This window comes from Staphylococcus sp. HMSC13A10 (genome assembly GCF_001808005.1).
Taxonomy (GTDB): Bacteria; Bacillota; Bacilli; order Staphylococcales; family Staphylococcaceae; genus Staphylococcus; species Staphylococcus pasteuri.
In genome coordinates this window covers 231,629-245,789 of the sequence record NZ_KV791823.1, presented here as the reverse complement: position 1 = coordinate 245,789, position 14,161 = coordinate 231,629, and the positions used below count along the sequence as shown (strand labels likewise).

Sequence of the window (14,161 nt, the reverse complement as noted above, 5' to 3'; positions counted from 1 at the left end):
AATAGAAGAATAGCTTAGAAAGGTCGTAAGGCATGGATAATGAAAAAGGATTGTTAATAGTTCTTTCAGGTCCTTCTGGTGTAGGTAAAGGAACTGTTAGAAAGAAAATATTTGAAGATCCCAATACTTCGTATAAGTATTCTATATCGATGACTACTCGTAGCATGCGCGAGGGTGAAATTGATGGTGTAGATTACTTCTTCAAAACAAAAGATGAATTTGAAGCATTAATTAAAGATGATCAATTTATTGAATATGCCGAGTATGTAGGTAATTACTATGGTACGCCTGTTCAATATGTTAGAGATACGATGGACCAAGGACATGATGTATTTCTAGAAATTGAAGTCGAAGGTGCAAAACAAGTTAGAAAGAAATTCCCTGAAGCATTATTTATTTTCTTAGCTCCACCAAGTCTAGATGATTTAAGAGATCGTTTAGTAGGTAGAGGGACAGAATCAGATGAGAAAATTCAAAGTCGTGTTAGCGAAGCACGAAAAGAAGTAGAAATGATGAATTTATATGATTATGTTGTGGTTAACGATGAAGTAGAGTTAGCCAAAAACAAAATTCAATCAATCGTCGAAGCTGAACACCTTAAACGTGAAAGAATAGAAGCTAAATATAGAAAAATGATACTGGAGGCAAAAAACTAATGTTAAATCCACCTTTAAACCAATTAACAGGTAAGATTACATCTAAATATCTTATCGCTACTACTGCTGCAAAAAGAGCTCGTGAATTAGATGAAAAACCAGAAACAGCTTTAGAAAGTAAATACATTTCAGCTAAACCTGTTGGTAAAGCACTAGAAGAAATTGCTGATGGTAAAGTTTCACCAGTTATTCCTAACGAATTTTTAGGATAATCACATTAAAATAAATGTACACACCTTTTTTGAGATATGTTATTACATGAGTTGTAATGAATATATCACTTATATAAGGTGTGTTTTTTTAATATCATTGATAATTTGTGTATAATTAATATAAATTTGAATAACATCTTGTTGAATAAACAAACGAGCAAAGTTCTAATCAGGGAAATAAATTGATTGAATTGAAAATGTATTTAAGGAGAACACAATAATGAAACATATTTTATTAGCGGTTACGGGCGGTATAGCTGCATATAAAGCTATAGATTTAACTAGTAAATTAACTCAAGCAGGTTATGAAGTACGTGTGATGTTATCAAATCATGCACAAGAATTTGTTACACCATTAGCCTTTCAATCTATTAGTAAAAATCCAGTTTATACAAATACTTTTAAAGAAGAAAATCCTCAAGAAATCCAACACGTTGCACTTGGCGATTGGGCAGATGTTATTATCGTAGCGCCAGCGACTGCAAATACAATTGCAAAGTTAAGTGTCGGTATTGCAGATGATATGATAACGTCAACTTTATTAGCAACAGAAACTCAAACATTTATTGCTCCAGCTATGAATGTACACATGTACGAAAATAAACGAACACAGCATAATATAAAGACTTTAAAAGCTGATGGGTACCAGTTTATAGAACCTGGGGACGGTTATTTAGCGTGCGGATATGTTGCAAAAGGACGCATGGAAGAACCTTTACAAATTGTGTCAGTCATTAATCAATACTTTGATCTAAATGAGACACAAATTGAAAGTTCATTTAAAGGTAAAAATGCTCTTGTTACTGCAGGTCCTACAGTTGAAGTCATCGATCCAGTTAGATTTGTATCAAATCGTTCATCAGGAAAAATGGGATTCGCAATAGCAACTGCATTACAAAAACGTGGTGCTAATGTCACGCTAGTTAGTGGGCCAACCCAATTAGATGATCCTAAAGGTGTGAATGTGATTCGAGTTGAAAGTGCAAAAGAGATGTTTGAAGAAACATTACAATACTATGATACTCAAGATATCGTTATTAAAGCCGCAGCTGTATCTGATTACACTCCATCTGAAGTGTTAGATCATAAAATGAAAAAGCAAGATGGCGATTTAACTGTAAAATTTAAACGTACTCAGGATATTCTTAAGTATCTTGGTGAACATAAACAGGATCAGTATTTAGTTGGTTTTGCTGCAGAAACTCAAAATATTGAACAATATGCTCAAGATAAATTAAAAAGAAAAAATGCGGATGTGATTATTTCCAATAATGTTGGTGATAAATCAATTGGTTTTAATTCAGATGAAAATGAATTAACGATGCATTTTAAAAACCAAGATATGGTCAATATAAAGAAAGGCAAAAAAGTTGAAATTGCTAACGAAATTTTAGACGAATTAGAAACTAGGTGGCAATAATGATAGCAAAGGTTATTGTAGATATACCTTCTAAAAGTGTTGATTTTAAATTTGACTATATTATACCTGAACGATTGCAATCATTCGTTCAAATAGGGGTATGTGTGATAGTACCGTTTGGACCAAGAACAATTCAAGGGTATGTTATGAGTATTCAAGATCAACCTGACGAAGACATTGACTTCAGTAAACTTAAAGAAATCAAAGAGATTCAAGACATCAAACCAGAATTAACACCTGAATTAATTGAACTTAGTGAGTGGCTTAGTCATTATCATTTAACAAAACGTATTTCAGTTTTAGAAGTCATGTTGCCTAATGCAATTAAAGCTAAATATCAAAAAGCGTTCGAAATTGTAAAGGGTAATGACATATCAGAATCTATTTTAAAAAGATTTAATAAAGATGGATATTATTTTTATAAAGATGCACAAAAAAATAACGATTTAGGATATTTAGATGATTTATTAAAGCAACATGTCATTAAAGAAACTACTATCTTATCGCAAAATATTAAAAAGAAAACACAACGTGCTGTTAAAGTAACGGATATAGGTAATCCAGACGAAATTTTAAATAAATTAGAAAAATCAATTAAGCAATATGATTTATATGCTTACTTGTTAGATGAAAGACACCGAGATGTGTTTATCAAAGAATTAGATGAAATGGGATTCTCTAAATCAAGTTTAGATACATTAATTAAAAAAGGTTATTTAGAAAAGTATGACGCTGAAGTTGAAAGAGATCCTTTTGCAAATCGTATTTTTGAGAAAGAAAATAATCGTCAATTAACGAATGATCAACAAAATGCTTTCGATGCGATTAAAGCAAAAATAGATGCAAATGAAGAGAGAACATTTTTATTACATGGTGTCACAGGATCGGGGAAAACAGAAGTATACTTACAAACTATTGAAACAGCATTAAATCAAGGTAAACAGGCTATGATGCTCGTCCCCGAAATTGCTTTAACACCACAAATGGTATTACGGGTTAAACGCCGATTTGGTGATGATGTTGCGGTGTTACATTCAGGTCTTTCAAATGGTGAAAGATATGATGAATGGCAAAAGATACGTGATGGTCGTGCACAAGTCAGTGTAGGTGCTCGCTCAAGTATATTTGCTCCATTTAAAAATTTAGGTCTAATTATTATAGATGAAGAACATGAATCTACATATAAGCAAGAAGATTATCCAAGATATCATGCGCGAGATATAGCGCAATGGCGTAGTCATTATCATCAATGTCCAGTCATACTAGGAAGTGCAACTCCAAGTTTGGAAACATATGCACGTGCAGAAAAAGACGTTTATCAATTATTAACATTACCTAATCGTGTTAATAATCAAGCGCTGCCTGCTATTAATATTGTGGATATGCGTGAGGAACTTGCAGAAGGGAACCGTTCAATGTTTTCTTCTACACTTAGACAAGCCATTCAACATTGTTTAGACCATAATGAACAAATCGTACTATTTTTAAATAGAAGAGGATATGCTTCATTTATGCTTTGCCGTGATTGTGGTCACGTACCACAGTGTCCAAACTGTGATATTTCATTAACGTATCACAAAACAACTGATCAATTGAAATGTCACTATTGTGGTTATCAAGAAACGCCACCTAATAAATGTCCTAATTGTGAAAGTGAACATATTAGACAAGTAGGGACTGGTACACAAAGAGTTGAAGAATTACTCCAGCAAGAATTCGAAGATGCAAAAATCATTCGTATGGACGTAGATACAACATCACGTAAAGGTGCTCATGAAAAATTACTTAATGATTTTGAAAATGGTAAAGGAGATATTCTTTTAGGCACACAAATGATAGCTAAAGGATTAGATTATCCTAATATCACATTAGTAGGTGTTCTAAATGCAGATACAATGTTAAATTTACCTGATTTTAGAGCTAGCGAACGCACATATCAACTATTAACACAAGTAGCTGGACGAGCAGGACGTCATGAAAAAGAAGGGCAAGTAATTATTCAAACATATAATCCTGAACATTACGCAATTGAAGATGTTAAGAAAAATGATTATTTAACTTTTTATCAACAAGAAATGAGTTATCGCAAATTAGGTAAGTATCCTCCTTATTACTTTTTAATTAATTTTACAATTTCACATAAAGAAATGAAAAAAGTAATGGAAGCTTCTAAACATATTCATAAAATATTGTTACAACATCTAACTGATCAAGCCCTTGTCCTCGGTCCTTCTCCTGCGGCTTTATCAAGAATTAACAACGAGTACCGCTTCCAAATTCTAGTTAAATATAAAAGAGAACCAGAATTACACAAAGCATTAACATATTTAGATGATTATTATCATGACAAGTATGTTAAAGATAAATTAGCATTAAAAATAGATATCAACCCACAAATGATGATGTAGACATAAAAAAGCCATTGAGTATCATGACAACAAACACAGTTGTCAGCGCTCAATGGCTTAAAAATTTAATTTAATTACATTAATACATTACCATTTTCATCAGCTGGTCTGAATAATGTTAAGATAGCACTAATAATAGCTAAAATATGAGGTATTGCTGTCCAACAGAATAAAATGTGTAGAATGCCTTGCATATTTTTACCAGCATAGAATTTATGAATTCCAAAGCTACCTAAAAATACAGCTAATAAAATATAAATCACTTTGTTTACTTCCATTATTAATTCACCTCTTTTTTTACAATTTAAATTAATTGTCTTTATTAATCTTCCCTTTTTTTAAACATAGTACTCATTTATATTTTATAAAATATGGTATTAAAGTCAAAGAGATCGTTCTCATTCTTTAGTCTGAATAAGGGAGGTCGCAATTTTATACTATATAAGTTATAATGGTTTGATGAATTTTAATGAGGAGCGTTAAATATGTCAGTAAAAAAATTAGTTAAAGCGGAGCATCCAATATTTAACCAACCGGCACATCAAGTAGAACAATACGATAATCAATTAAAGCAAACACTAACAGATGTTGAAGATACTTTATATGCCTTGGAAGGATCTGCATTAAGCGCAAATCAAATCGGTATTAACCAACAAGTTGCCATCGTTGATATGGAAATGGAAGGCTTATTACAACTTATCAATCCTAAAATTATTAAACAATCAACTGAAACGATTACTGATTTAGAAGGATCAGTAAGTTTACCCGATGTATATGGCGAAGTTGAACGCAGTAAAATGATTGTTGTTGAAAGTAATGACGTTAACGGAAATTCAGTAGAATTAACAGCGTACGATGATGTAGCGAGAATGATTTTACATATGATTGATCAATTAAATGGCATATTTTTCACAGAAAAGGCTAAACGTATATTAAGTGATAGTGAAATGGAGGCATATTTCGAAAATGAGTAAAATAATTTTTATGGGAACACCAGATTTCTCAACTAAAGTATTAGAAATGCTTATTGCAGAGCATGAAGTTATTGCAGTAGTAACTCAACCAGACAGACCAGTAGGTAGAAAACGCGTTATGACACCACCGCTTGTAAAAAAAGTAGCGGTAGAACATAATATTCCAGTATATCAACCCGAAAAAATAAAAGGATCTGAGGAATTACAAACATTATTAAACATGGATTCAGACCTTATCGTAACGGCTGCATTTGGCCAAATTTTACCAGAACAATTATTAAATACACCTAAACTAGGGGCAATTAACGTACATGCTTCATTGTTACCTAAATATCGAGGTGGTGCACCAATACATCAAGCGATTATAGATGGTGAAAAAGAAACAGGTATAACGATTATGTATATGGTGAAAAAACTAGATGCAGGGAATATTATCTCACAACGAGCTATCGACATTGAACAAGATGATAATGTGGGTTCAATGCATGATAAATTAAGTTTTTTAGGTGCTGATTTATTAAAAGAAACATTACCTTCAATTTTAAATGGTACTAATGACAGTGTAGAACAAGATGATAGTCAAGCTTCATTTGCTTCAAATATTAGTCGTGAAGATGAAAAAATCGATTGGAATTGTAGTGCACAAGAGATACACAATCATATAAGAGGTCTATCACCATGGCCAGTTGCCTATACTATTATGGATGACAAAAATTTAAAAATTTATGGTGCACATATCGTATCAGGTAAAAAAGGTGAACCAGGCACTATTGTAGATACGACTAAGAAAGCAATTATAGTTGCAACTGCCTCAGAGGAATGTATTGCTTTAACTGATATTCAATTAGCCGGTAAAAAACGTATGCAAGTAGCAAATTATTTAAGTGGTGTTCAAGAATCACTAGTTGGGAAGAAATTAGTATGACAAATTCGATAAGAGGTCTCGCTTTTGAGACAATACAAGCAATATTAGATGAAGGTGCCTATAGTAACTTAGAAATTAATGAAGTACTATCAACATATGAAATTAGTGATTTAGATAAAGGATTATTCACTGAACTTGTATACGGTACAGTAAAACGTAAATATACTTTAGATTTTTATTTGAAACCATTTTTTAAAACAAAAATCAAAGGTTGGGTACGTGAATTACTTTGGATGAGTATTTATCAATATGTATACTTAGATAAAGTACCTGATCACGCAATCATTAATGAAGCGGTGGAAATTGCCAAAGAAGAAGGCGGTTATTATACCGGAAATGTGGTTAACGGTATACTACGTACAATTATGAGAAGTGAATTACCAGATATAAATGATATCCAAGATGATAAAAAAAGAATTGCTATTCAATATAGTTTACCTAAGTGGTTAGTTGACCATTGGGTAACACATTACGGCTTGGAACAAACAGAGACAATTGCACAATCATTTTTAGAACCAGTAGCTGCTACTGTAAGAGCTAATATAACAAGAGGCTCGATTGATAACATTATAAGTGCGTTAGAAAAAGAAGAGTATACAGTAAAGAAAGATGATGTTTTACCTTTCTGTCTTCACATTTCTGGAAAACCAATTGTGAACTCAAGAGCTTTTAAAGATGGTTTAGTATCAATTCAAGATAAAAGTTCGATGTTTGTAGCACATATCATGGATTTAGATAGAAATGATTCTGTATTAGATGCATGTAGTGCGCCTGGAGGGAAAGCGTGTCACATTGCTGAAATTTTATCGCCAGAAGGGCATGTTGATGCGACAGATATACATGATCATAAAATAAAACTCATTGATTTCAATATAAGAAAATTAAGACTTAAAAATATTAAAGCCTTTCAACACGATGCAACAGAACCCTATGAAAATCAATATGACAAAATTTTAGTGGATGCTCCATGTAGTGGTTTCGGTGTATTACGACATAAACCTGAAATTAAATATAGTCAGTCGAAAAATACAATTCAATCACTAGTTGAATTACAATTACAAATATTGGAGAATGTAAAACATAACGTAAAACCTGGAGGTTCAATTGTTTATTCAACTTGTACAATAGAACAAATGGAAAATGAAAATGTAGTGTATACATTCTTAAAACAAAACGATGATTTTGAATTTGAACCATTCCAACACCCAACAACTGGTGAAATGGTTAAAACATTACAAGTCTTCCCCCAAGACTATCATTCAGATGGATTCTTTATCGCTAGAATTAAAAGAAAGGAAAGTTAATATGATTACTGATAAAAAGAAAAAGAAAAATAAATTCCTTCCTGATTTTGAGAAGCAGTCTATTTACTCTTTAAGATATGATGAAATGCAAGACTGGTTAATTGAACACGGTCAACAGAAATTTAGAGCAAAACAAATTTTTGAATGGTTATATCAAAAACGTGTTGATAGCATTGATGAAATGACAAATCTTTCAAAAGATTTACGTCAACTATTAAAAGACAACTTTGCAATGACAACGTTAACGACTGTTGTTAAACAAGAAAGTAGAGACGGCACAATCAAATTCTTGTTCGAATTACAAGATGGCTATACAATTGAAACTGTATTAATGCGACATGAATATGGAAATTCAGTATGCGTAACAACACAAGTTGGTTGCCGTATTGGTTGTACATTTTGTGCTTCAACATTAGGCGGATTAAAACGTAATTTAGAAGCAGGAGAAATTGTATCTCAAGTATTAACAGTACAAAAAGCACTAGACGAAACAGATGAACGTGTATCTCAAATTGTTATTATGGGTATTGGCGAACCATTCGAAAATTATGATGAAATGATGGACTTTTTACGTATTGTAAATGATGATAATAGTTTAAATATCGGCGCAAGACATATTACAGTATCTACTTCAGGAATTATTCCAAGAATTTATGACTTTGCTGATGAAGATATCCAAATTAATTTTGCAGTAAGTTTACATGGTGCAAAAGATGAAATTCGTTCAAGATTAATGCCTATAAACCGTGCCTATAATGTTGAAAAATTAATGGAAGCTATTGAATATTATCAAGAAAAAACAAATCGTCGTATTACATTTGAATATGGTTTGTTTGGCGGTGTAAATGATCAATTAGAACATGCTAGAGATTTAGCTCATCTTATTAAAGGATTAAATTGTCACGTCAATTTAATTCCAGTTAACCATGTTCCAGAAAGAAACTATGTCAAAACACCTAAAGATGATATTTTTAAATTTGAAAAAGAGTTAAAACGATTAGGTATCAATGCTACAATAAGACGTGAACAAGGATCAGATATTGATGCAGCATGTGGTCAATTAAGAGCGAAGGAACGACAAGTAGAAACGAGGTAAGAGCAATGCTAAATGCACAATTTTTCACTGATACTGGACAACATAGAGATAAGAACGAGGACGCAGGCGGTATATTTTATAACCAAACTAGTCAACAAATGTTAGTGTTGTGTGACGGTATGGGTGGTCATAGAGCTGGTGAAATTGCAAGTCAGTTTGTTACTTATGAACTACAAAAACGCTTTGAAGCGGAAAATTTAATCGAAGAACATCAAGCTGAAGAATGGTTGAGTACGAACATTAAAGCAATTAATTTTGATCTTTATAATTATGCTCAAGAAAACCCTGATTACCACGGTATGGGTACGACTTGTGTTTGTGCATTAGTATTCGATAAAGTAGTTGTTATTGCTAATGTTGGTGATTCTCGAGCTTACGTTATAAATAGTAGGCAAATTGATCAAATTACTAGTGACCATTCTTTTGTGAATCATCTAGTAATGACAGGTCAAATTACAGAAGAAGAGGCATACCATCATCCTCAAAGAAATATCATTACCAAAGTAATGGGAACAGATAAACGTGTATCTCCAGATTTATTTATTAAGCGCTTAAACTTTTATGATTATTTATTACTTAATTCTGACGGACTAACAGATTATGTTAGAAATTATGAGATTCAAGAAGAATTAAAACAAGAAGCTTCTTTAGAAGATCATGGTGAGAGCCTTATGCGTTTAGCATTCGCCCACGAATCTAGAGATAATATAAGTTTTATATTATCTGCTATCGAGGGTGATAGAGTATGATAAATAAACTGATTAATGAGCGCTATAAAGTCATTGATAAGCTTGGTGGCGGTGGAATGAGCATTGTTTATCTAGCTGAAGATTTAATTCTGAAGCGTAAGGTTGCAATTAAAGCTATTTCAATCCCACCAAGGGAGAAAGAAGAGACATTACGTCGCTTTGAAAGAGAAGTTCATAATTCATCACAATTATCACATAAAAATATTGTTACCATTTTTGATGTCGCTGAAGAAGATGATTGTTACTTTTTAGTAATGGAGTATATTGAAGGGCCCACACTTGCTGAGTATATTGAGAACCATGGACCCTTAAGTTTAGAAACTGCAGTACAATTTACTCAACAAATTCTAGAAGGCATTAAACATGCACATGACAATAGAATCGTACATAGAGATATAAAACCACAAAATATTCTCATTGATAAAAATAAAACCTTGAAAATTTTTGATTTTGGTATAGCAAAAGCGATAAGTGAAACATCCTTAACTCAAACGAATCATGTACTTGGGACTGTGCAATATTTATCACCTGAACAAGCTAAAGGTGAATCTACCGATGAAGGTACTGATATATATTCTATAGGTATTGTGTTGTTTGAAATGTTAGTAGGAGAACCACCATTTAACGGTGAAACAGCTGTAAGTATTGCCATCAAACATATACAAGATTCCATTCCTAACATAACAACAGATAAACGCGAAGAAGTGCCACAAGCTTTAAGCAACGTTGTACTTAAAGCGACTGAGAAGGATAGAGCTAATAGATATACTACTATTCAACAAATGCGTGATGATTTAAGTAGTGCTCTACACGAAAATCGTTCTAACGAAGAAAGATATGCTTTTGATCAAACTAAGACTAAAACAATGTCTTTTTCTAAAGAAGAAATTTCCAGAAAGATTGACGACACACCAAAAGAGAAAAGTATTGGTCAAACAATGCAAATTCCAATAATGGATCACCAAGACAATCAACAACATCAAAATAGAGATACACATTTATATGAACCGCCACGCAAAAAAAGTTCTAAGAAAAAGAAATTTTTATACGCATTTATCTTTGCGTTATTACTTATCGGTCTTATTTCTTTTGTAAGTATGGCAGTGTTTGGCGATAAATTTGAAGAAATGCCAGATATCACTGGTAAAACACAATCCCAAGCTGAAACAATGTTGAAAAATCATAATCTAAAACTTGGTGACGTTTCAAAAGATTACAGTGATAAATATCCTGAAAATCAAATCATTAAATCTAAACCAGCTAAAGGTGAGCGCGTTGAGCGTGGAGATAAAATTGATATTGTAGTATCAAAAGGACCTGAAATGGTTAAAATGCCAAGTGTAATTGGTTTATCAAAAGATGACGCGCTCGATAAACTGCGTGAAGTAGGTCTTAAAGATGTAGGGGTTGAACAAACATATAGTTCAAGCACACCTAAAGGTTATATTGCTAATCAAAGTGTGTCAGCAAATAAAAAAGTGAAATTAAATGACAATAATATCAAAATTTATGAATCTTTAGGAGTTAGACAAGTATATGTAAGTGATTATGAAAACAAATCATATGATACTGCTAAGAAAGAATTAGAATCAAAAGGATTCAAATTAAAAGTTTCAAAATCCTATAGCGACAGTGTGAAAAAGAATGATATTATTTCACAATCACCAAAAGGTAAATCAGTAGATGAAGGCTCAACAATAACATTAGTAGTCTCTAAAGGCGAAGAATCCGACGATGATAAATCAGATGATGATTCAGATAAAGATGTTAAGAATTACAATGAATCAGTGAAAGTACCTTATTCTGGTAAAAAGGGAAAAAGCCAAAAAGTAGAAGTTTATGTTAGAGATAAAGATAATAGTGGTTCTAGCGCAGTTCAATCATTTGAAATTAAAGATGACAAATCAATTAATATTCCTATGAAAATTGAAAAAGGTAAAACTGCTGGTTACACTGTAAGAGTAGATAACAAAATTGTTGCAGATAAAGATGTGGATTATGATGACTAAATAATAATTCATTAAAATATGAAGTGCTATACGATGAGTCAATTACGAGACTCATCGTATTTTTTATAGTTATAAAGATATATAATTATTAATGAGTTTGATATACTATTATCAGTAAAATAATTATGAGAGGTGTCCTTTTGAAGACAGGTCGAATTGTAAAATTGATAAGCGGCGTTTATCAAGTAGATGTTAACGGTACACGCTATAATACGAAACCACGTGGCTTATTTAGAAAGAAGAAATTTTCACCCATTGTTGGAGATATTGTAGATTTTGATGTGCAAAATGAAACAGAAGGTTATATTCAACATGTTCATGAAAGAGATAATGAATTAAAAAGGCCACCTGTCAGTAATATTGATACATTAGTTATTGTAATGAGTGCTGTTGAGCCACAATTTTCAACGCAACTATTAGATAGATTTTTAGTGATTGCTCATTCATATGGGTTAAACACAAGAATCTTAGTCACTAAAAAAGATATGGCTGACGATAATCAAATTGAAAAAATTAATAATTATCTATCTATTTATGAAGAAATAGGTTATTCAACTCAATTTGTAAGTATTCATGATAACCAAACGACATTAGTTGAAGAATGGGGAGGAGGTTTAATTGTTTTAAGTGGACAGTCTGGAGTTGGGAAATCGACTTTCTTAAACCATTTTAAACCTGAACTTGAGCTTGGAACTAATGATATTTCAAAATCTCTTAATCGAGGTAAACATACTACAAGACATGTAGAACTGCATGAAACAGTGAGTGGTTTTATCGCAGACACGCCAGGTTTTAGTGCACTTGACTTTGATCATATTGACAAAGATGAGATTAAAAATTACTTTATCGAAATTGCACAATACGGTGAGCAATGTAAATTCCGTAATTGTAATCATCTTAAAGAACCAAAATGTAATGTCAAAGAAGAATTAGATAAAGGAAACATCGCACAATTTAGATATGAACATTATTTACAATTATTTAATGAAATTTCAGAGAGAAAGGTTCGATATTAAATGACTAAAGTATTACCTTCACTACTATCAGTTGATTTTTTAAACTTAAAAGATGAAATAATAAAATTAGAAGATGCACAAGTTGATGGATTACACTTTGATGTTATGGATGGTCAATTTGTACCTAATATTTCTATTGGAATTCCAATTCTAGATGCAGTTCGTAAACAAACAGATTTACCGATAGATGTCCATTTAATGATTGAAAATCCTGAACAATATATTGAATTATTCGCAGACCATGGTGCAGATCTCATTTCTGTTCATTTAGAAGCTACTGCCCATATTCATAGAGCGCTAGAACAAATAAAGAACAAAGGTAAAAAAGCAGGCGTTGTCATTAATCCAGGAACACCAGTTAGTCAGCTACTACCTATTATCAATGTAGTAGATTATGTATTAATTATGACAGTTAACCCTGGTTTTGGTGGTCAATCATTTATTGAAGAATGTGTTGATAAAATACTAGAATTAAATACGTTAAAAAATGAAAAGCAACTTACATTTGATATTGAAGTTGATGGCGGTATCAATGCAGAAACAGCTGAAATTTGTGTGAAAAATGGAGCTACAATGTTAGTAACTGGCTCATATTTCTTTAAACAAAGTGATTATAAAGAAGTTACACAAAAACTAAAGGGCTGATGATTATGGAAATCAATTTAATGTGCTCTGATAGAAATCTTCCAAATGATTTATTTGATCAACACCGTGAAGATATTTGGGGCGGCATAGATAGAGGTGCCTTAATTCTCTTAAAGCATCAAATTATTCCTGAATTTTCGGTTGGTGATTTTGATTCAGTAAACGATGAAGAACGTCACATTTTATCCCAACAATTAAATATACATCCAGTGAAAGCAGAAAAGGATGATACTGATTTAGGCCTCGGTGTAGCACAAGCAGTCGCCGAAGGGTATAAAGAGATTAATATTTATGGCGCGACTGGTGGTCGTTTAGATCATTTTATGGGTGTTATTCAATTACTCTTAAAACCTGAATATATTAATAAAGGGGTCAAGTTTAAGATTATTGATACTCAAAATGAAATTACATTACTGACACCTGGTTGTTATACAGTAGATTTTAATTCAAATTATCCTTATATTTCATTTATACCTATGAGTGGTGAACCAGTTATTTCTTTAACTGGATTTAAATATGAATTACAACAAGAAAAATTAGAAGTGGGATCTACGTTAACAATTTCAAATGAAGTTAAACATGAGCGAGGCAATATTGAAATTAGTCATGGACATGTTTTACAAATGAGAAGCAAAGACAAAGATTACTAATAGAATAATAGGAAAGAGAAAGATATAATTATTTGGAAATAGTACCCCCTTATTTTATTACTTGTAAATATGATTGCATAAAAAAAGAACTTAAAGG

The 14,161-nt window shown here is 32.0% G+C and carries 14 protein-coding genes; 13 read left to right on the top strand and 1 reads right to left on the bottom strand.

Annotation, left to right across the window (positions count from 1 at the left end):
- Positions 1 to 32 precede the first annotated feature (32 nt).
- From gmk to priA, 4 genes are all read left to right on the top strand, one after another.
- Positions 33 to 656, top strand: coding sequence for a guanylate kinase (gmk, locus tag HMPREF3125_RS01150; RefSeq protein WP_070451388.1), 624 nt, complete (start codon positions 33 to 35; stop codon positions 654 to 656).
- The gene (gene rpoZ / locus HMPREF3125_RS01145; RefSeq protein WP_017637145.1) at positions 656 to 868 is read left to right on the top strand and encodes a DNA-directed RNA polymerase subunit omega; all 213 of its coding nucleotides are present in this window, start codon (positions 656 to 658) and stop codon (positions 866 to 868) included. The genes gmk and rpoZ overlap by 1 nt, the downstream gene beginning before the upstream one ends.
- A gap of 220 nt (positions 869 to 1,088) precedes the next feature.
- The gene (gene coaBC, locus HMPREF3125_RS01140; RefSeq protein WP_070451386.1) at positions 1,089 to 2,288 is read left to right on the top strand and encodes a bifunctional phosphopantothenoylcysteine decarboxylase/phosphopantothenate--cysteine ligase CoaBC; all 1,200 of its coding nucleotides are present in this window, start codon (positions 1,089 to 1,091) and stop codon (positions 2,286 to 2,288) included.
- Positions 2,288 to 4,696: a primosomal protein N' gene (priA, locus tag HMPREF3125_RS01135; RefSeq protein WP_070451384.1), complete on the top strand. Its 2,409-nt coding sequence runs from the start codon at positions 2,288 to 2,290 to the stop codon at positions 4,694 to 4,696. Before coaBC ends, priA begins: the two co-directional genes overlap by 1 nt.
- A gap of 74 nt (positions 4,697 to 4,770) precedes the next feature.
- On the opposite strand, the gene HMPREF3125_RS01130 is transcribed toward priA, so the two are convergent.
- Positions 4,771 to 4,974 (bottom strand): TM2 domain-containing protein, encoded by a 204-nt coding sequence (locus HMPREF3125_RS01130; RefSeq protein WP_029055468.1) that lies wholly within the window; start codon positions 4,972 to 4,974, stop codon positions 4,771 to 4,773.
- A gap of 207 nt (positions 4,975 to 5,181) precedes the next feature.
- Between HMPREF3125_RS01130 and HMPREF3125_RS01125 the strand changes: the two genes are divergently transcribed.
- From HMPREF3125_RS01125 to HMPREF3125_RS01085, 9 genes are all read left to right on the top strand, one after another.
- Positions 5,182 to 5,670 (top strand): peptide deformylase, encoded by a 489-nt coding sequence (locus HMPREF3125_RS01125; RefSeq protein ID WP_029055467.1) that lies wholly within the window; start codon positions 5,182 to 5,184, stop codon positions 5,668 to 5,670.
- Positions 5,663 to 6,595, top strand: a complete 933-nt coding sequence (gene fmt / locus HMPREF3125_RS01120; RefSeq protein ID WP_070451381.1) for a methionyl-tRNA formyltransferase — start codon at positions 5,663 to 5,665, stop codon at positions 6,593 to 6,595. Before HMPREF3125_RS01125 ends, fmt begins: the two co-directional genes overlap by 8 nt.
- Positions 6,592 to 7,899 carry a 16S rRNA (cytosine(967)-C(5))-methyltransferase RsmB gene (rsmB, locus tag HMPREF3125_RS01115; protein ID WP_070451379.1) on the top strand — a complete coding sequence of 436 codons (1,308 nt, stop codon included), beginning with the start codon at positions 6,592 to 6,594 and terminating at the stop codon, positions 7,897 to 7,899. The genes fmt and rsmB overlap by 4 nt, the downstream gene beginning before the upstream one ends.
- A gap of 1 nt (position 7,900) precedes the next feature.
- Complete coding sequence (gene rlmN / locus HMPREF3125_RS01110) at positions 7,901 to 8,995, top strand: dual-specificity RNA methyltransferase RlmN (protein ID WP_070451377.1); 1,095 nt, start codon at positions 7,901 to 7,903, stop codon at positions 8,993 to 8,995.
- 5 nt (positions 8,996 to 9,000) lie between these two features.
- Complete coding sequence (locus HMPREF3125_RS01105; protein ID WP_017637137.1) at positions 9,001 to 9,744, top strand: Stp1/IreP family PP2C-type Ser/Thr phosphatase; 744 nt, start codon at positions 9,001 to 9,003, stop codon at positions 9,742 to 9,744.
- Positions 9,741 to 11,753, top strand: a complete 2,013-nt coding sequence (pknB, locus tag HMPREF3125_RS01100) for a Stk1 family PASTA domain-containing Ser/Thr kinase (protein WP_070451374.1) — start codon at positions 9,741 to 9,743, stop codon at positions 11,751 to 11,753. Before HMPREF3125_RS01105 ends, pknB begins: the two co-directional genes overlap by 4 nt.
- Before the next feature lie 140 nt (positions 11,754 to 11,893).
- Entirely contained in the window at positions 11,894 to 12,769 is an 876-nt protein-coding gene (gene rsgA / locus HMPREF3125_RS01095) for a ribosome small subunit-dependent GTPase A (RefSeq protein ID WP_070451372.1), read from the top strand.
- The gene (rpe, locus tag HMPREF3125_RS01090; protein ID WP_017637134.1) at positions 12,770 to 13,414 is read left to right on the top strand and encodes a ribulose-phosphate 3-epimerase; all 645 of its coding nucleotides are present in this window, start codon (positions 12,770 to 12,772) and stop codon (positions 13,412 to 13,414) included.
- Positions 13,415 to 13,419: 5 nt separating this feature from the next.
- Positions 13,420 to 14,064 carry a thiamine diphosphokinase gene (locus tag HMPREF3125_RS01085; RefSeq protein WP_029055459.1) on the top strand — a complete coding sequence of 215 codons (645 nt, stop codon included), beginning with the start codon at positions 13,420 to 13,422 and terminating at the stop codon, positions 14,062 to 14,064.
- The last annotated feature ends 97 nt before the right edge of the window (positions 14,065 to 14,161 follow it).

Coding starts and splice junctions, on each gene's coding strand:
- gmk (WP_070451388.1), top strand. CDS start 33: ATGGATAATGAAAAAGGATTGTTAATAGTTCTTTCAGGTCCTTCTGGT.
- rpoZ (WP_017637145.1), top strand. CDS start 656: ATGTTAAATCCACCTTTAAACCAATTAACAGGTAAGATTACATCTAAA.
- coaBC (WP_070451386.1), top strand. CDS start 1,089: ATGAAACATATTTTATTAGCGGTTACGGGCGGTATAGCTGCATATAAA.
- priA (WP_070451384.1), top strand. CDS start 2,288: ATGATAGCAAAGGTTATTGTAGATATACCTTCTAAAAGTGTTGATTTT.
- HMPREF3125_RS01130 (WP_029055468.1), bottom strand. CDS start 4,974: ATGGAAGTAAACAAAGTGATTTATATTTTATTAGCTGTATTTTTAGGT.
- HMPREF3125_RS01125 (WP_029055467.1), top strand. CDS start 5,182: ATGTCAGTAAAAAAATTAGTTAAAGCGGAGCATCCAATATTTAACCAA.
- fmt (WP_070451381.1), top strand. CDS start 5,663: ATGAGTAAAATAATTTTTATGGGAACACCAGATTTCTCAACTAAAGTA.
- rsmB (WP_070451379.1), top strand. CDS start 6,592: ATGACAAATTCGATAAGAGGTCTCGCTTTTGAGACAATACAAGCAATA.
- rlmN (WP_070451377.1), top strand. CDS start 7,901: ATGATTACTGATAAAAAGAAAAAGAAAAATAAATTCCTTCCTGATTTT.
- HMPREF3125_RS01105 (WP_017637137.1), top strand. CDS start 9,001: ATGCTAAATGCACAATTTTTCACTGATACTGGACAACATAGAGATAAG.
- pknB (WP_070451374.1), top strand. CDS start 9,741: ATGATAAATAAACTGATTAATGAGCGCTATAAAGTCATTGATAAGCTT.
- rpe (WP_017637134.1), top strand. CDS start 12,770: ATGACTAAAGTATTACCTTCACTACTATCAGTTGATTTTTTAAACTTA.
- HMPREF3125_RS01085 (WP_029055459.1), top strand. CDS start 13,420: ATGGAAATCAATTTAATGTGCTCTGATAGAAATCTTCCAAATGATTTA.